Annotated in this window: 17 protein-coding genes and 1 tRNA gene; 9 read left to right on the top strand and 9 right to left on the bottom strand. The window is 72.0% G+C overall.

Translation table 11 applies throughout. The features are described 5' to 3' along the window. Positions 1-34 precede the first annotated feature (34 nt). Both EWH70_RS20730 and EWH70_RS20725 read left to right on the top strand, forming a co-directional pair. Positions 35-757 (top strand): cytidylyltransferase domain-containing protein, encoded by a 723-nt coding sequence (locus EWH70_RS20730; protein WP_240687109.1) that lies wholly within the window; start codon positions 35-37, stop codon positions 755-757. Beyond that, positions 754-1725, top strand: a complete 972-nt coding sequence (locus EWH70_RS20725) for a spore coat protein (protein ID WP_130477114.1) — start codon at positions 754-756, stop codon at positions 1723-1725. The genes EWH70_RS20730 and EWH70_RS20725 overlap by 4 nt, the downstream gene beginning before the upstream one ends. Here EWH70_RS20725 and EWH70_RS20720 read toward each other — a convergent pair. Next, positions 1713-2285 carry a bacterial proteasome activator family protein gene (locus EWH70_RS20720; RefSeq protein ID WP_130477113.1) on the bottom strand — a complete coding sequence of 191 codons (573 nt, stop codon included), beginning with the start codon at positions 2283-2285 and terminating at the stop codon, positions 1713-1715. The two genes, EWH70_RS20725 and EWH70_RS20720, sit on opposite strands and share 13 nt — an antisense overlap. 124 nt (positions 2286-2409) lie before the next feature. Between EWH70_RS20720 and EWH70_RS20715 the strand changes: the two genes are divergently transcribed. Further along, complete coding sequence (locus tag EWH70_RS20715) at positions 2410-3609, top strand: cysteine desulfurase-like protein (RefSeq protein WP_130477112.1); 1200 nt, start codon at positions 2410-2412, stop codon at positions 3607-3609. On the opposite strand, the gene EWH70_RS20710 is transcribed toward EWH70_RS20715, so the two are convergent. Next, positions 3606-4580 (bottom strand): NAD(P)H-quinone oxidoreductase, encoded by a 975-nt coding sequence (locus EWH70_RS20710; RefSeq protein ID WP_130477111.1) that lies wholly within the window; start codon positions 4578-4580, stop codon positions 3606-3608. The genes EWH70_RS20715 and EWH70_RS20710 overlap by 4 nt on opposite strands. Before the next feature lie 55 nt (positions 4581-4635). Between EWH70_RS20710 and EWH70_RS20705 the strand changes: the two genes are divergently transcribed. Together EWH70_RS20705 and EWH70_RS20700 are read left to right on the top strand one after the other, a co-directional pair. After that, a complete protein-coding gene (locus tag EWH70_RS20705) occupies positions 4636-5295 on the top strand; it encodes a GNAT family N-acetyltransferase (RefSeq protein WP_130477110.1) in 660 nt (219 codons plus the stop codon). Positions 5296-5395: 100 nt separating this feature from the next. After that, on the top strand, positions 5396-6925 hold the full coding sequence (locus EWH70_RS20700) for a M28 family metallopeptidase (protein ID WP_130477109.1): 1530 nt from the start codon (positions 5396-5398) through the stop codon (positions 6923-6925). A gap of 54 nt (positions 6926-6979) precedes the next feature. Here EWH70_RS20700 and EWH70_RS35530 read toward each other — a convergent pair. Beyond that, positions 6980-7067: transfer RNA gene (locus tag EWH70_RS35530), tRNA-Ser, on the bottom strand. A gap of 74 nt (positions 7068-7141) precedes the next feature. Between EWH70_RS35530 and EWH70_RS20695 the strand changes: the two genes are divergently transcribed. After that, the gene (locus EWH70_RS20695) at positions 7142-7573 is read left to right on the top strand and encodes an SgcJ/EcaC family oxidoreductase (RefSeq protein WP_205669191.1); all 432 of its coding nucleotides are present in this window, start codon (positions 7142-7144) and stop codon (positions 7571-7573) included. 81 nt (positions 7574-7654) lie between these two features. Here EWH70_RS20695 and EWH70_RS20690 read toward each other — a convergent pair whose 3' ends face one another. Further along, entirely contained in the window at positions 7655-8128 is a 474-nt protein-coding gene (locus EWH70_RS20690; RefSeq protein WP_130477107.1) for a MarR family winged helix-turn-helix transcriptional regulator, read from the bottom strand. Positions 8129-8642: 514 nt separating this feature from the next. Between EWH70_RS20690 and EWH70_RS20685 the strand changes: the two genes are divergently transcribed. Next, positions 8643-9164 (top strand): hypothetical protein, encoded by a 522-nt coding sequence (locus tag EWH70_RS20685; RefSeq protein ID WP_240687108.1) that lies wholly within the window; start codon positions 8643-8645, stop codon positions 9162-9164. A gap of 10 nt (positions 9165-9174) precedes the next feature. Here the strand turns inward: EWH70_RS20685 and EWH70_RS20680 are convergent, their stop codons facing one another. Then, the gene (locus tag EWH70_RS20680; protein WP_130477106.1) at positions 9175-10194 is read right to left on the bottom strand and encodes a hypothetical protein; all 1020 of its coding nucleotides are present in this window, start codon (positions 10192-10194) and stop codon (positions 9175-9177) included. Then, positions 10191-10763: an RNA polymerase sigma factor gene (locus EWH70_RS20675; protein WP_205669190.1), complete on the bottom strand. Its 573-nt coding sequence runs from the start codon at positions 10761-10763 to the stop codon at positions 10191-10193. Before EWH70_RS20675 ends, EWH70_RS20680 begins: the two co-directional genes overlap by 4 nt. A gap of 86 nt (positions 10764-10849) precedes the next feature. Between EWH70_RS20675 and EWH70_RS20670 the strand changes: the two genes are divergently transcribed. Continuing rightward, on the top strand, positions 10850-11551 hold the full coding sequence (locus tag EWH70_RS20670; RefSeq protein WP_165436347.1) for a L,D-transpeptidase family protein: 702 nt from the start codon (positions 10850-10852) through the stop codon (positions 11549-11551). Here the strand turns inward: EWH70_RS20670 and EWH70_RS20665 are convergent. After that, entirely contained in the window at positions 11541-11822 is a 282-nt protein-coding gene (locus EWH70_RS20665) for a DUF2277 domain-containing protein (RefSeq protein WP_130477104.1), read from the bottom strand. The two genes, EWH70_RS20670 and EWH70_RS20665, sit on opposite strands and share 11 nt — an antisense overlap. Before the next feature lie 127 nt (positions 11823-11949). On the opposite strand from EWH70_RS20665, the gene EWH70_RS20660 reads away from it, so the two are divergent. Next, positions 11950-12480, top strand: a complete 531-nt coding sequence (locus EWH70_RS20660) for a hypothetical protein (protein ID WP_130477103.1) — start codon at positions 11950-11952, stop codon at positions 12478-12480. A gap of 13 nt (positions 12481-12493) precedes the next feature. Here the strand turns inward: EWH70_RS20660 and EWH70_RS20655 are convergent, their stop codons facing one another. Further along, positions 12494-13657, bottom strand: a complete 1164-nt coding sequence (locus EWH70_RS20655; protein WP_240687107.1) for a S8 family peptidase — start codon at positions 13655-13657, stop codon at positions 12494-12496. Positions 13658-13705: 48 nt separating this feature from the next. Further along, positions 13706-16636, bottom strand: coding sequence for a LuxR family transcriptional regulator (locus tag EWH70_RS20650; protein ID WP_130477102.1), 2931 nt, complete (start codon positions 16634-16636; stop codon positions 13706-13708). Positions 16637-16793: the final 157 nt, after the last annotated feature.

Raw genomic sequence — 16793 nt, 5'->3', positions numbered from 1 at the left:
TTCGTGGGTGTTGGCGTCCGACATCATGTCACCCATGCAGGTCACCGCCGTGATACAGGCACGGCTGTCGTCGACCCGCCTGCCCGGCAAGGTGCTGCGGCAGCTCGGCGGGCGTTCCGTGCTCGGCTGGGTGATCCGGGCGGCGCTGGCCGCCGACGGCGTGGACGCCGTGGTCGTGGCCACCTCCGACGGGTCCGACGACGACGCGGTCGCCCAGGAGGCAAACGCTTGCGGTGCGGCCGTCGTCCGCGGTCCGCTGGACGACGTCCTGGCCCGGTTCCTGCTCGCGCTCGACGCCCACCCGGCCGACGCTGTGGTGCGACTCACCGCCGACTGCCCGCTGCACGACCCCGCGCTGATCAGCCAGCTCGTCGCGCTCTGGCGGGCCCAGCCGGACCTCGACTACCTGAGCAACACCCTCGTCCGCACCCTGCCCCGCGGCTTCGACGCCGAGCTGACCAGGGCGGACGTCCTGCGTGAGCAGGCACTCGACCCGGCAGGCCCGCACCGCGAGCACGTCACGGCCGGTGTCTATACGCGACCGGACCGCTACCGCTGCGCCGGACTCGTCGTCGCGCCTGCCGCCGACGACCTGCGGGTGACGTTGGACACCGAGCAGGACTGGCGGCTCATCGACGGCGTCGTCGCCGAGCTGGGCGACCGGCCGCCTGCCTGGCGCGAGGTCGTCGACCTGCTGCGGGCCCGGCCCGACCTGGTGGCGCTCAATGCCGGCGTCGAGCAGAAGGCGGTCCGGTGAGGCTGCTGCTGCGGGCCGACTCCTCGGCCGAGATCGGCGCGGGCCACATCGCCCGCGTGGTCGCGTTCGCCGAGCACGCCGTGGCCAGGGGCTGGACGGTGTCGTTCGCCGGCCGGACCACCAACGCCGAATGGCTGGCCGCGCGGTTCGATCAGCTCGGCGTCCCCCGGTTGCCGGACGGCCCGCTCGGCGAGCTGGCGGCCGGGCACGACGCCGTGCTTGTCGACCACTATGGCCTCGGCGAGCTGCGGGACGAGGTCAACGCCGCGGGCGCGCTGCTGGTGTCCATGGAGGACGGCACGTTCGGCAGGCGGCGGGCCGACATCGTGGTCGACTGCGGCCTGCACCGCGCCGACCGGCCCGCCGACGACTCGCCGGTTCTGCTGACCGGCCCCGCCTACGCCCCGCTGCGGCAGGTCGTCCAGGCCGCCAGGGCGAGCCGCGACGGTGAGCCGCACGACCCGCCAAGGGTGCTGGTCGTGCTCGGCGGCGGAGGTGTGTGGTCCGGCGTCGTGAGCGGCATCCTCACCGCCCTGCGGGACACGAGCTTGCCGTTCGCGGCCGAGGCCCTGGTGCGTGGCGAGCCCGCGGTGCCGGACCCGCTACCCGGTCAGCGCTTCCTCGTCGCCCCGCCGAGCACCGAGCTGCCCCGGCTGCTCGCCGGAGCCGACCTGGTGATCAGCGCCGCCGGGGTGACGTTGCTGGAGCTGTGCTGCATCGGCGTTCCGACGGCGCTGGTGCGGCTGGTCGACAACCAGGCCACCGGCTACCGCGCCGCCGTCGACCAGGGGCTCGCCGCAGGGCTGGAGAGCGGGACCGACCTCGCGTCGGTCACCGAGGTGCTGACCGGCCTGCTCGCCGAGCCCGCCAGGCGGGAGAAGCTGGCCGCCGCCGCGGCCGCCGCCGTGGACGGCCGCGGCGCCGACCGCGTGCTGGACGCGATCGCTCAGCGGTCTCAGAGGTACTGACCGCCGCCGATGTTCGGCCCGCCGGACTCCTGGCCGGCGCCGGACGACCCCATCGGCAGGCCCCTGCGCATCTGCTCCAACTGCACCCGGGCCGCCATCTGCTGGGCGAACAACGCCGTCTGGATGCCGTGGAACAGCCCCTCCAGCCAGCCGACGAGCTGGGCCTGCGCGATCCGCAGCTCCGCGTCGGACGGCGTGGCGTCCTCGGTGAACGGCGCGACGAGCCGCTCCAGCTCGTCCTGCAGCTCGGGCGCGAGTGCCTGCTCCAGCTCCTTGATCGAGGTCTGGTGAATCTCGCGGACGCGGTTGCGGCTGGCGTCGTCGAGCGGTGCCGCCCTGACCTCCTCCAGCAGCTGCTTGATCATGGTGCCGATCCGCATGACCTTCGCAGGCTCCTCGACGAGGTCACCGACGGAGTCGCCCTGCTCCGGCTCGCCGTTGGACGCGACGCGGGCGGTGCCGACGGGCGTGCCGTCGGGGCCGACGACCACCACATGGTGGGACTGCTCCGCGTCCTGGTTACCGTCGGTGTCGGACCGGTGGAAATTCGGCTCGGTCATGTGCTCCGTCCTGGCCTGGTTCCTGGGTCTGCTCTCCAACGAGCGTAGCGACGCGCCGCCGTCACCTGCAGTGCAGGCCAACCCCGCTCGCGCGGCGGAAGCTGGACCTCCGTACGGTGTGTCCATGGCGTTCGACGTCGCTCGGATTCGTGGATTGTTTCCCGCTCTGGGTGACGGCTGGATTCATTTCGACGGCGCCGCGGGCATGCTCGTCCCCGAACAGGTGGCTTCCGCCGTCTCGACGGCCATGCGGGCGCCGGTTTCCGGCCCCGGTGGCGCCTTCCCCGCCTCCCAGCGTGCGGAGAGCATCGTGGCCGCGGCTCGCCGGGCCGTCGCCGACCTGGCCGGGGCCGATCCGGCCGGTGTGGTGCTCGGCCCGAGTGCGTCGGTGCTGATCCAGCGCCTGGTCGACGCGCTGTCCGACCGCTGGACCATCGGCGACGAGGTCGTGGTCTCCCGCCTGGACGAGCCCGCGAACCTCGCGCCCTGGCAGCGCGCCGCCAAGCGCGTCGGCGCTGTGGTGCGCTGGGGTGAGATCGACATCGAGACCTGCGAGCTGCCCGCGTGGCAGTACGAGGGCCTGGTGTCGGCGCGGACGAAGGCCGTCACGATCACCGCGGCGTCCGGCGCCGTCGGCACCCGCCCGGACCTGCCGACCGTCATCGAGCTGGCGCACCGGGTCGGCTCGCTGGTCGTGGTCGACGCCACCTACGCGGCCCCGTTCGTGTCGCTGGACCTGCCCGCGCTCGGTGCCGACGTGATGGTGCTGTCCGCGCAGTCCTGGGGCGGCCCGGCCGTCGGCGCGCTGGTCTTCCGTGACCCCGAGCTGCTGGAACGGCTGCCGTCGGCGTCGCTCGAACCGGGCGCCCGCGGCCCGGCGCGGCTGGAGCTGGGCCCGCACGCCTACCCGTTGCTGGCCGGGCTGGTCGCCTCGGTCGACTATCTGGCCGGCCTGGACGACGCGGCCGCGGGCTCCCGGCGGGAGCGGCTGGTGACCTCGCTGGGCTCGGCGAAGTCGTACCACGCCGGCCTGCTCGCGCAGCTGTCCACCGAGCTGCGTTCGCTGCGGCACGTCACGGTGATCGGCGACGCGATGCGGCGCATCCCGGCGCTGGCGTTCATGGTGGCGGCGAAGAAGGCACACGAGGTCGCCGACTACCTCGCCTCCCAGGGCCTGTGCGCGTTCGCGGACGAGGGCACCAGCGGGGTGTTCGCCGCGCTGGGCGCCGGAGAGGTGGGCGGTGCCGTCCGCATCGGCCTCGCCCACTACTCCAACGTGTTCGAGATCAACCAGCTCGTCCGCGTGATCGAAGAGATGCGTTAACGGGCGGCCAGCAGGATCTTGCCGAAGACGTCGCCCTCCTCCAGGGCACGGTGTGCCTCGGCGGCCTCGGCCATGGGCAGCACCTGGTCGATGATCGGCTGCACCGAGCCCTGCGCCACCAGCGGCCACAGGTTCTCCCGCACGGCTGCGACGATCTCGCCCTTCTGGTCAAGCGGCCGGGCCCGCAGCCCGGTCGCGGCCACGCTGGCCCGCTTGGCCAGCAGCTTGCCGATGTTCAGCTCGCCCTTGATCCCGCCCTGCATGCCGATGATCACCAGCCTGCCGTCGGGGGCGAGCGCGTCGACGTTGCGGCCGAGGTACTTCGCGCCCATGTTGTCGAGGATGACGTTCGCGCCGCCTGCCTCGGCCCGGAGGAGCTCGACGAAGTCCTGCTCCTTGTAGTTGACCAGGATGTCGGCGCCGAGCTGGCGGCAGCGCTCCAGCCGCTGCGCCGACCCCGCCGTCACCGCGACCGTCGCGCCCAGCGCCTTGGCGACCTGGATGGCGTGGGTGCCGATCCCGCCCGCGCCGCCGTGCACCAGCAGCACCTCGTCCGCCCGCAGGCCGGCGTGCATGATCACGTTCGACCAGACGGTGCACGCCACCTCCGGCAGTGCGGCGGCCGCCAGCAGTTCGACCTCGCCGGGCACGGGCAGCAGCTGGACGGCGGGCACCACGACCTTCTCGGCGTAGCCGCCACCGGCCAGCAGCGCGCACACCTCGTCGCCGATCTGCCAGCCCTCGACGCCTTCGCCGAGCTCGGCGATCGTGCCGGAGCACTCCAGGCCGATGATCTCGCTGGCGCCCTTCGGCGGCGGGTAGTGCCCCTGGCGTTGCAGCAGGTCGGCACGGTTCAGTGCGCTCGCCGCGACGTCGACGAGAACCTCACCGGGACCCGGCTCGGGGTCGGGAACCGTTGTCCACTCCAGGTTTTCCGGGCCGCCCGGCTCGCGGATCATGATCGCACGCATGGTGCCGACCCTATATACGTTTGCCGTGATGTGAAGGATTGGCCAACATCGGTGCATGGAACCCTGGCCGCTACGGCATCTGGTGCTGCGGACACCCCGCCTCGAACTGCGGCCGGACGACGACGCGAGCCTGCTAGAGCTGTGTGAACTCGCGCTGGGCGGCGTCCACCCGCCCGAGCAGATGCCGTTCCTGATCCCGTGGACCGATGCCGAACCGGAGGACATGGTCGGCAAGATCATGCGCTACCACTGGGGTGAACGGGCCGGGTGCGAGCCCGGTTCGTGGGGGATCAACTTCCTCGTGCGCCGGGACGGCGAGCTGATCGGCAGCCAGGGGCTGTACGCCAAGCAGTTCGCGGTCACCCGCGAGGTCAGCACCGGATCGTGGCTCGGGCAGCGATTCCAGCGGCACGGCTTCGGTACGGAGATGCGGGCCGCCGTCCTGCTTTTCGCTTTCGATCACCTGGCCGCAATACAGGCCCGTTCGGCGGCATTCACCGATAATGTCAATTCGTTACGGGTTAGTGAGAAACTCGGTTATCTTCCGGACGGATCGGATACCGCCGTGCGCCGCGGCGAGCGGGCCGTCGAGACCCGGTTGCTGCTGACCAGGCAGCGGTTCGCCGGGTTCCGGCCGGACTGGACGCTCGAGGTCGACGGGCTGGACGGCTGCCGAGGGTTACTTCTCGGTGGCACTACGACGAACGACTCTTGACCCGCGCACGGATAGGGATGAAAGTAATCCGGCACTACGTGTAGCCGGACGCGTCGGGGGATTCCGCGGCCGGTCCTTACCAGGATTGGGGAGCTTGTCTATGACATCGGTCAGGAAACGGCTCGCGCCCGCGGTCGCGCTGGCCTCGTGCGCGGGCTTGGCCCTGGGGCTCGCACCCTCGGCCGCCGCCGCGCAGCCACAAGCCGCCGCGGACGGTCCCGCACTCGCCCGGCAGCTGGCCCGCAAGGTCGACGTCGGCGCGGTCAACCGGCATCTCGTCGCGTTCCAGCGACTCGCGGACAGCAACGGCCGCAACCGCGCGGCAGGCACCGCGGGGCACGCCAAGTCCGCCGAGTACATCGCCGGCAAGCTGGAGGCCGCCGGCTACAACGTGACGCGGCAGCAGTTCCCGTTCTTCTTCTTCCACCCGCTGGAGGAGAAGCTGACCGTGGGCGGCAAGAACGTGCCGGTCAAGGTCATGGTCTACAGCAAGGACACCCCGGCAGGCGGGCTGGAGGGGCAGCTCGCGGTGATCCCGTCCGACGCCACCCCCGGCTGCGAGGCCACCGACTACGGCAACGTGACCGGCAAGATCGTCCTGGTCTCCCGCGGCGGATGCGCGTTCGCCGACAAGCAGGCCGCGGCGGCGCAGGCCGGTGCGATCGGCGCGATCATCTACAACAACGTCGACGGCACGCTGAGCGGGACGCTCGGCGACCCGGCGGCCGCGAAGATCCCGACCGGCGGCATCACCAAGGCCGAGGGTGAGGCGCTCGCCGGCAGCAACGGCGCGACGGTGAAGCTGGTGCTGCGGGCCGAGCAGGAGGAGCGCACCACCTACAACGTCATCGCCGAGACGAAGACCGGCCGCAAGGACAACGTCGTGATGGCCGGTGCGCACCTCGACGGCGTCCCGGACGGCCCGGGCATCAACGACAACGGCACCGGCTCGGCCGCGCTGCTGGAGACCGCCGTGCAGCTCGGCGGCAGCCCCAGGGTCAACAACGCCGTGCGGTTCGCCTGGTGGAGCGCGGAGGAGTTCGGCCTGGTCGGTTCGGACTACTACGTCGGTCAGCTGAGCTTCGAGCAGCAGCTGGACATCGCCCTGTACCTGAACTTCGACATGATCGGCTCACCGAACACGGGCTACTTCGCCTACGACGGTGACGACTCCGCCGGTGACGGCAACGTCGGCCCGTACGGTTCGGCGCAGATCGAGCAGGCGTTCCGCGGCGCGCTGACGTCGCAGGGTGTCGAGGTCGAGGACACCGACTTCAGCGGTCGTTCCGACTACGGCGGCTTCATCGCCGTCGGTATCCCGGCCGGTGGCCTGTTCACCGGTGCCGAGGGCATCAAGACCCCCGCGCAGGCCGCCAAGTGGGGCGGTCAGGCTGGCGTCGCCTACGACAAGTGCTACCACCAGGCCTGCGACAACCTCGGCAACGTCGACCGGGTCTCGTTGAACCGCAACGGTGACGCGCTGGCGTTCGTGATCGGCTCCTACGCGATCAGCACCGAGGACGTCAACGGCGTGCCGCCGGCGAAGGCCGCCAACAAGAAGCAGCGTGCCGACCAGCGTGCGCAGCAGCGGATGTTCGCCGCGGCGCACACGCACGAGGTCGCCGCGTAGATTTCGGCGAAGAAAAGGCCACCACCCGCCGGGTGGTGGCCTTTTCCGTGTGCGCGGTAGCGGTGGGATTCGAACCCACGGAGGGTGTCTAGCCCTCTCGCGTTTTCAAGACGCGCTCCTTCGGCCGCTCGGACACGCTACCCATGACGAGCGTAGCCGAATGGTGCGGCGCGACTGTCTTGACCTCAACTTCGGTTGATGTTCCAGGCTGGGGTCATGACTACGACGGACATCGAGATCGCGGCCATCAGGAAGCTGGTCGACACGGTCACGCACGCGCAGAACAACGAGCTTCCCGACGAGTTCCTCAAGCTGTTCCGGGCCGACGCGATCTGGACCACCGGCGGCGGCAAGCGTCTCTACGGCATCGACGAGATCGCGGCGTTCACGCGCCAGGTGCTGCCCGGCGGGATGGCGGGCATGTCGGTCGCGTTCGAGCTGGAGCACGTGTTGTTCATCCGCCCGGACGTCGCCGCCGTCAAGCTGCGGCAGATCTACCAGACGCCCGACGGCCCGGACATCGGCACGCCGCTGTGGATCCTGGCGAAGGAGGACGGGCAGTGGCGCCTGACCGCCTGCCAGAACATGGCCGCGCCGGACGACGAACTGGAGACGAGCGGCAGGCCCATCTTCGCCCCGGCGAGCTGACCCGGCCGGGCCCCACAGCACGTGAAGGCCACCTTCACCACATGAGACGTGGTGAAGGTGGCCTTCACGTGCTTCGCCTAGCTAGCCGGCAGGCCAGTCGGCGCCGCCCAGCTTGCGGTGCACCCGGCTGAAGACGTCGGTCAGCACGGCCTGCTCCTCCTCGGACAGCAGGTCGATCAGGTTCGCCCGCACGCCTTCGACGTGGGTCGGCGCGGCCGCGCGCAGCAGGTTCGCGCCCTCGGCGGTGAGCTCGGTGACCACGCCACGCTTGTCCTCCGGATCGGCGACCCTGCGAACGAGCCCGCCCGCCTCCATGCGCCGGACCTGATGGGACAACCTGCTCTTCGTGGAGCCCAGCATCCCGGCCAGCTCGGACATCCGCATGCGCCCTTCCGGATGCGCGGACAACACCACGAGGACCTCGTAGTCGATGAGCGACACGTCGTGTGTCTCGGCGAGATCCCGGTGCAGGCGCTGCCGCAACAGCAGGGTCGCGACGATGTAGGAGCGCCAGGCGAGCAGCTCTGAATCGGTCAACCACCGAGGTTCGCTCATTCCTCGCAGACTACGACCCCACGCTCACGAAACGTCACCGGGAGTGGCCTAGCAGACACATGGGGCGAGTTTCCACCAACGAGCGATAACGAAAAGGTTGTGAGCTGCGTCTCAAAGGCGCATCCTTGGATACCAAGCGGATGGGTAAGGCCCGCGGCACGGCACACCGGCAGGGCGAGCCGGGGCGGGCCACCAACCGGGAAGGGTCAGGTGGTGCGGTGACGAACGATTCCTCGCGGTTGACCGCCGACTGCGTCCCCACGGCCGGTGCGGATCCTTACTGACCCGGTCGTGATTGTGAACAGTGCGTCCCGGGCACTCTTCCGGATGCGTTTCGCGCACACGGCGTGCTTCTGGCCTGCTTCGGTCGCGGCCTCCAGGACCGCTCCGGCAGCGCCGCTCGCCGGCCCGGTTGTGGCCAACCGCCGTCAACTCATGTAACAACCTCGGTACAACCCGGGTGCGGCACCCCGTGCCGCACCCGGGTTTTTCGTTGTCGCACAAGCTGTTCGTCGTGCTAGACAGGGCCATGAGCGAACTGCTGGCCCTTCCCGAGGTCCCTCCACCGCCCCCGTGGCGGCCGGTGGAGTCCGGGGTCCTGCACATCGGCGGCGTCCTCGGCATCGGCTTCGCCCCGCACCCGGAGTCCGGCGCGGAGCTGCTGCTGGTGGCCTCGACGGCTGGTCGTGGCCTGTTCGACGCCACCGGGACGAGGCTCGCCAGGGACCGCGACGAGGACGCCGGCTACCCCCACGGGCCCGACCTGGCCTGCGACGGCATCGGCCCGCTCGCCGGCACCCGCGTCCGCATGGCCGGCCTGTACGGCGGCGGCCTGCACACCCTCACCGACGATCGCTGGCGGGTCGACGTCATCGCCCCGGCGTGGCCGGACGAACGCGTCGTCCTGTCCAGGGACGGCGATCGCTGGGTGGTCTTCGACGCCGACGTCACCGAACTGCGAACCGCAGGGTTCTCGCCGTCCGGCCGCACGCTCGTCGCCGCGACCAGCAGTGACGTCACGCTCTGGACGCGGTGACCGAACCGGGTCAGCGGGTTTCGTCGAACGAGTGCACCCGGTCGACGGCGAGGTAGACGGCGAACGTCCCGGCCACGACGTTCGTCGCCGGCCGCTTGTTGTCCGGTGGCACCGGGACCTGCCGCTCCACCTCCAGCAGCGCGCCGGAGCGGGGATCGATCGTCACCACGATCACGCCACCCATCGCGGTGGCGACCGTCAGCCTGGTGCCGCCGCGGCCCACCCGGTCGATGGCAGGCTCGGCCTGGCCGAACATGGTCGTCGCGGTGAGCCGGACCGCCGGGGGCAACGCCGGTTCGGCGGCCAGTTCCAGCAGCACCCGCCGCTTCTGCAGGTCCAGTTCGGGGCCGCCGGTCGGGATCGGCTTGCCGGGCCCGGGGTACCAGCCCCGCGCCAGCCGGGAGATCACCTCGTCCAGCCGCGCGGGGTCCGGTGACAGCCCGCGCAGGTCGTAGCCGCCGGTGAACTCCGGCTCGGCCAGCAGCTCCCTGGTCGTCGGCTGGACGGCCGAGGCGGTGTCCGGCGACGGCCCGATCCGCTGGTCGACCGGCGCCGTTGTCAGGCCGAGCTGACCGGCGTAGCGCGCCAGCCAGCCGTCGCACGGTCGTTCGTCGACGGTCGCGTGGCAGGAAGCCTGCCGGTACGGCTCGGTCCGGACGCGGACCTCGCCCTGGTCGCTGAGCCACACCTGCTGGTCGCTGCGGACCTCGACGGTCAGCTCGCCGCCTTCCAGCGACTTGTACGTCTCGCCCGCGATCCCCCTGACGTAGGAGATCGACGCGGGGGCGACCGGTGGTGCCGCGTGCTGCTGCCCGGGCTCGTCGCCGCCGAGGGTCGCGGGCACGATCACGGCCGCGGCGACGGCGGCGGCCGTCGCGGCGAGCGCCAGCACGGGACGCCACCGGGGCGGCCGGGGCCGGATCGGCGTGGCGGGGCTCAGTCCGGCTTCCGGCACGTGTGCGGCACGCAGCCCGTCCAGCAGCCGTTGCTCGAAGCCGGTCAGCTCGGCGGCGTAGTCGTCGCGCTTCATGCGTAGGTCTCCGTCCCGTCCTGGGCCGGCAGTGCCTTGCGCAGCCTGCGACGGGCCCTGGCCAGGCGCATCCGGGCGGCCGGAGCGGCGATCCCGAGCGCGGCCGCGGCCTCGCTCGGGGTCAGGCCGTCCATGCTGACCAGCAGGAACAGTTCCCGTTCGGCCTCGGGAAGGGCACGCATCGCGGTCGCCAGGTCGGCCGAGGCGCGGTGCGCGTCGATCCGGGCCGCCAGCTCGGCGTGGTCGTCCGGCAGCAGGTCGCGGGTACCGTAGAGCCGCTCCAGCGCCCTCGCTTCGACGGCCCTGCGCCTGCCGCGTGCCGCGACCAGGTTGCCAGCGATGCCGAAGATCCAGCCCCTGGCCGAGCCGCGCCGGGCGTCGAACGTGTGTGCCGACTGCATCACCTCCAGGAACACCCCCGCGACCAGGTCGGCGGCATCGTGCGGATCGCCGAGCCTGCGCGTGGCGTACCCCAGCACCGCCCGGACGTGTCTGCGGTACAGCTCGGCCAGCGCCTCCGGGTCCGCGCCGACGCGGACGACCAGCTGTTCGTCGGACTCACCTCCCACGCATGGACCTCCCTGCCCGTACTTGGTCCGAGCGGTCCGGAGCGCAACGTGTGTTGCGCTCCGGCCGGTACCGGCCAAGTACCAACGTGGGAACTTCGAGGAGCGTGTTCGTCGGGGGCCTGTTGCTCGTCGCGGCGGCCGGGTGCTCGACCGGTGTGCCCGCACCGGCCCCGGCACCGGTCGCCGCCCACGTCACGCTGCCGGCCGCGCCGCCGTTCGCCGTGCTGGCGGAGGGCGCGGCAGGCCGCGAGGTGGCGACGCTGCAGGCGACGTTGCGGGGCCTGGGGTTCCAGGTACGCCGGGACGACGGCCGGTTCGACACCGAGACCCGGCACGCCGTCGTCGCCTTCCAGAAGGCACACGGCCTGCCCCGCACGGGCGTGGTCGACGTCGTCACGAGCGACAGGCTACGGAGTCCGGTCCTGCCGCGCCCGCGGGTCTCGGCGCCGGGCTTCCACGTCGAGGTCGATCTCGCCAGGCAGCTCGTCTACCTCGTCCGCGACGGCAGGGTCGACCGCGTCTACGACGCGTCGACCGGACGTGACGCCGACGGCAAGCGGACACCACCCGGCGAGTACCGGATCTCCTACCAGATCAACGGGTGGCGCCACGCGAAACTGGGCCCGATGTGGAAGCCGTCCTATTTGGACAGCACGGGGCTGGCCCTGCACGGGGGCGAGCCGGTGGAGGCGACGCCCGCGAGCAACGGCTGTATCCGGATGACCGACCCGTCCGTCGAGGAGGTCTACCCGTTGCTGAAGCCGGGAACCCGGGTGCTCATTTACTAGCGGCTGCCTTCGCCGCGATCCGGGCCTGCACCTCGGGGCGGCGCAGCGGCGGCACGGTCGTCGGCGGCTGCCTGCGTTCGGGCAGTTCGTCGAGCAGCCGGGCGGTGATCGCGGCGATCTCCGCGACGGCGGCCTCGAACGGCTCCCGCGTGCGGTCGGACAGCGACTGGACGCCGGTGACCTTGCGGACGTACTGGCGGGCGGCGGCCTCGATTTCCTCGGCCGTCGCGTGGGGCTCGAGACCACGCAGCGTGGTGATGTTGCGGCACATGAGAATCAGAGTACGTGCAGGTCACTCGATCGAGTCAAATCGAAGCTCGATCCACTCAGAGTAGAAAGCGAGGGCCGTTCACGCTGGTAGCTTCGGGCCGTTCTGCTTGAATCGCAGGGAGGTTCGGGTGACGCGGGGCAGGATGCTGACCGGCACGCCGGCGGCCCAGGACGTACTCGACCGGACCGGGATCATCGGCGCGAGTGTTCCGCCGCAACGAGCGGTGGCGCCGGTCCCGGCCGCGCCGAGGCCGCGTGGCCGGGGCACGCGCGTCACCGCCGTGCTCTGCGGCGCCGCGGCACTGCTGGCCATCGGGTGGGTGGCCGGTGGCTGGTTCGCCGAGCGGACCGGGGATGCCGTGCCGACGACCGTCGTCGCCGAGTCGGCGCCGGAACCGGTCGTGCGGCCCGAGCCCGCCGCGCCCGTCGCACCCGCCGTGGCCGCGCCGACGACCGAGGCCGCGCCGAAGCCGGTCAGGGCGGAGCAGCCGCGCAAGCAGCAGCCGCAGCGCAAGGTGACCACCGCGCCCAAGAAGAAGACCCAGGCCGAGCCGCGTAGCGACCTGCCCCGCCGCGAGGTCGAGCGGGACCCGATCGCCGAGCACGTCAGGGCCTGGGTCGAACCGTTCATCGAGTCGGCCATGCGCTACGCGCGTTAGCCGGCGGACCGGCTCAGCGCACGTAGAGCAGCTTGTTCGTGGAGCCGCTGCCCGGGTTGCGCACCACGTTGTTCGTGGCGTTGTTCTTCAGCGCCGTCTGCACCTGCGCCGGCGTCGCGCTGCGGTTGGCCGACAGGTACAGCGCCACCGCGCCCGCCACGTGCGGGGTCGCCATCGACGTGCCGGACAGCGAGTGCGAGCCGCCGCCGTTGCGGGTCGACGGGATGCTCACGCCGGGCGCGAAGATGTCGGTGCACGTGCCGTAGTTGGAGAAGCTGGCCCGGTTGTCGTTGCGGTCGGTCGCGTTCACTGTGATCGCCTCGGCCACGCGGGCGGGGCTGGAGTTGCAGGCGTTCGTGTTGGAATTACCCGAAGCCACCGCGTTGGTGATCCCCGCGGACACCGACCGGCGCACGGCGGCGTCGATCGTCGAGCTGGCGCCACCGCCGAGGCTCATGTTGATCACGGCGGGCTTGCGGGCGTTCTGGGTCACCCAGTCGATGCCGCCGACCACCTGCGCGGTGGTGCCGGAGCCGGAGCAGTTCAGCACCCGCACGGCGACCATGCTGACCCGCTTCGCCACACCGTAGGTGGCGCTGCCGACCGTCCCGGCGACGTGCGTGCCGTGGCCCTGGCAGTCCGACGCGTCGTTGTCGTTGTCGACCAGGTCGCGTCCGCTGGTCACCCGGCCGCCGAAGTCGGTGTGCCGCATGTCGACGCCGGTGTCCACGATGTAGGCCGTGACGCCCTCACCGCCGTTGGGCGGGGTGTAGGTGTTGTCCAGCGGCAGGTTGCGCTGGTCGATGCGGTCCAGGCCGTAGCTGGCGACGGCCTGCGTGGTCACCACCGAGTCCTGCTCGACGTAGGCGACCCTCGGGTCGGCTGCCAGCCGCCGGGCCTCGCGCTCGCTCAGCTTCGCGGCGAAACCACCCAGTGCCGAGTAGGTGTGGGTCAGGCTGCCGCGGTGCTTGCCGACCAGCGTCGACGCGAGGTCGGTGACCGCGCTGATTCCGGGCAGTTGCTTGAACACCACCAGGTAGCTGCCCGGCACGGCGGTGGCCGCGTTCGGGACGACCACGTCGGCCTCGGCCGCCTGCGCCGGGACGGCCGTCATCGCCAGGCCGAGGCCGGTGATGGCAGCCGCGACGCCCGCGAGGCGGGCTCGGTTCTTCGTCACGGTGGGGACTCCGTTTCTTGTTTCGAAGGGGCGGAACGGTGCGGCGGTCTAGGGGGAGGTGAGCAACGCGGAGTGCCGCGCCACCTCGGTGCGCGAGCGGGCGCCGAGCTTGCGCAGCACGTTGGCCACGTGTTGCTCGACCGTTCGCGGGGACAGGAACAGGCCGGTGGCGATCTCCCGGTTGGTGCGGCCCTCGGCGAGCATCTCGGCGACCTCGCGTTCACGTGGCGAGAGCTGCCGCCCGTAACCACGCCTGCCGCGTTGCGACGGTGCCCACGCGCCGTGCTCGCGCAGCAGGTGCCTGCAGCGGCCGGCGTCCCGGGTGGCGCCGAGTGCCTCGTAGCCCTCCGCCGCCGCGCCCAGTTGCGCGGTCGCCGTCGAGTCGCCGTCGGCGAGCCTGCTCAGCGCGGCCCGTTCGGACGCCCAGTGGGCCGGGTAGGGCATGGGCAGCGCGGCGTAGCGGTTGTGTGCCTCGGCGAAGGCCACCGCGGCCTCCGGATGCTTGCCACGGGCGGCGAGCAGTACGGCCTCCGCCGCGACCAGCCCGGCGTCGGCTGCCGGGGCGTCCCGCCCGGCGATGCCCTCGGCGTACTCGCGGACGGCGGTCTCCGCGTCACCCCAGCGTTCGGCCTGCGCGTACGCCTCGGTGGCCCAGGGGATCAGCTCGGCCGCCCACACCCAGACGCCTTTCGCCCGCGCCGCGGTCATTCCCTGGTCGGCCGCGGCCAGCGCGCCCGGCAGGTCGCCGGCGGCGAGCCGGACCCAGGTGAGCATTCCCGCGGCGGCCAGCACGACCGGTGCGACGCCCTGGCCGGGGTGCAGCAGGCTGGTCTCGGCGAGGTGCCGCTCGGTCTCACCGAAGTCGCCGCGTACCGCCGCCAGTCCGGCGAGAACCAGCGACGACTCCGCCGTGATGGCCATCAGGTCGCGGTACTTGGCCCGCAGTGCCTCGGCCGCCTCGGCCAGCCCGGTCCAGTTGCCGGTCACCCAGTCCAGCCGGACCCTGGTGGACTGGCCGTTGCCGGTGACGTACAGCGCCCCGGCGGGGGTGGCGATCTGCAGGCCTTCCTTGAGCAGCTCGTCCGCCCGGGCGTAGTGGCCGACCCACGCGGCGGCGTCGGCGAGGTTGCCCCAGAACCGGGCGAGCTGCACCCGCTCGGCGACCGAGTCGGCGGCGATGGCCTCGCCCTTCTCCTCGCGCAGCGCGGTGAACTCCGTCCACGCGCTGCCGTCGCCGATGTGCATCCGGCCTGCCAGCCGGTCGGCGGTCAGCGCCAGCCGCAGCTCCTGGTTGGTGAGCTGGTCGTGGACGGCCCGCGCCCGGTCCATCCACTGCTGGTGCCACTCCAACGACGTGGTGCCGTCGATGGGCTGTGCCAGCAGGTTGATGCCGCGTGCGGTCTGCTCCGGGTCCCCGGCCAGCTCCTCGATGGCGCGCTGCACCTGGGCCCGGCCGCGGCTGAGCTCACCGGCCTTGCGCACGAGCAGCAGGCCGGTGTTGACCCGGATCGTGCCCCGGGTGGCGCGGTCCAGCCTGCATTGCGCGAGCACGCGTTCCAGCGTCCTGGTGACGCCGGGCCGCAGGCCGCGCAGGGCGACCTGGCTGAGCTTGACCGCCATCCTTCCGGCGTCCACATCGGACGGATCGGCACCGTCCAGCACGGACTGCAGTGCCTCGATGGCCGTCGCCGTCTCGCCCAGCTCGATGGCCTGGTCGGCGGCGGCCTCGGCGTAGCGGACCCACTCCGCGACGCGACCCGCCGCGCGGGCGTGCTCGGCGAGCTGGCCGAGCGGCGGCGGGTCGGTGGCAGCCAGCGCGCGCATGGCCCTGGCGTGCAGCAGTTGTCTCTCCGGGCCGCTGATCGCGTCGTAGACCGACTTGCCAGCCAGCGGATGGCGGAAGCCGTACAGGTCGGGGGTGTCCTCGCGCAGGACACCGGATTCCAGCGCCTGCGCCAGTGCGGTGGCCAGCTGCCTGCCACGCAGCCCGGCCAGCGCGCCGATCAGCGACGCGGTCGCTGGCACGCCGAGGACCGCCGCGCAGCGGGCGACCCGGATGGCGTTGTCGGACAGCGTGCACAGCCGCTCGGTCATCGCCTCCCGCAGCAGGACCGGGACCTCCAGGCGGTCCAGCAGCCGGTGGCCGGGCGCGCGGTCGACCTCCAGCGCGGGCCCGCGCAGGGCACGCAGCGTCTCCTCGACGACGAACGGGATACCCGCGGTGCTCTCGTGCAGCTTCGTGGCGAACTCGTCGGCGACCCGGGGCGCGTCGAGGATGACCTCGGCCATCCGGCGCACGGCGGGCACGTCGAGCGGTCCCAGGTGGACCATCGCCGCGCGCACGCCCTCGGCCGGCCGGTACGGAACGCCCAGCGGGCTGGGCGAACGCAGGTCCTCGCTACGGTAGGTGACGACGACGCCGAGCTGCTCGGGCGGCCGGGACAACACGAACCACAGCACGTCGCGGGTGCGCTCGTCGGCCCAGTGCAGGTCGTCGATCACCAGCAGGGTCGGGCCGCACGCGCCGAGCAGCTCGCGGATGGCGCGGAACTCGCGGTGCCGCTGCGCGGCCTTGTCCGGCAGGGGATCCGGTTGCGGGGGTAGCAGTTCGGCGATCTCCGGCAGCAGCGGCCGCAGGACGCCGACCACCGGACTCAGCGGTCCGGGCGGTTGCTCGGCGACGCCGCGCAGCGCTTCGAGCACCGGGCCGTACGGGAACGGCTCGGCCAGCGACTGGCAGCTGCCGGTGAGAATCCTGGTTCCGGTCAGTTCGGGCCGGCTGACGAGTTCCTGCACCAGCCGGGTCTTGCCCATGCCGGCCTCGCCCTCCAGCAGCACCGCACACGGCCGTTCGGCCACGAGGTCGACCAACATGGCCAGCTCGGTGTCCCGGCCGACGAGTACGGGGGAACTCGTCCGGACCGACAGCACCGAGGCGCGCTGGGCAGGGCAGGCAGGACGTGGGGCCATCCACACCATGGCTCGCTCCTCGACGCGGGCGGCTGGGGCAGGCCGCCACGCTGATCGGGAGAGTAAGCATCCGGATAACGCTCGTAAACCTCGCGTGTGGGCAGGATTCACGTCGCCGGGGGGCCGTCCGGGGACGGTACGTCACCGCAATGCCGACGTCTTGTGG

Source organism: Amycolatopsis suaedae (assembly GCF_004214935.1).
Classification (GTDB): domain Bacteria; phylum Actinomycetota; class Actinomycetes; order Mycobacteriales; family Pseudonocardiaceae; genus Amycolatopsis; species Amycolatopsis suaedae.
This window is presented reverse-complemented; position numbering and strand designations above follow the sequence as displayed.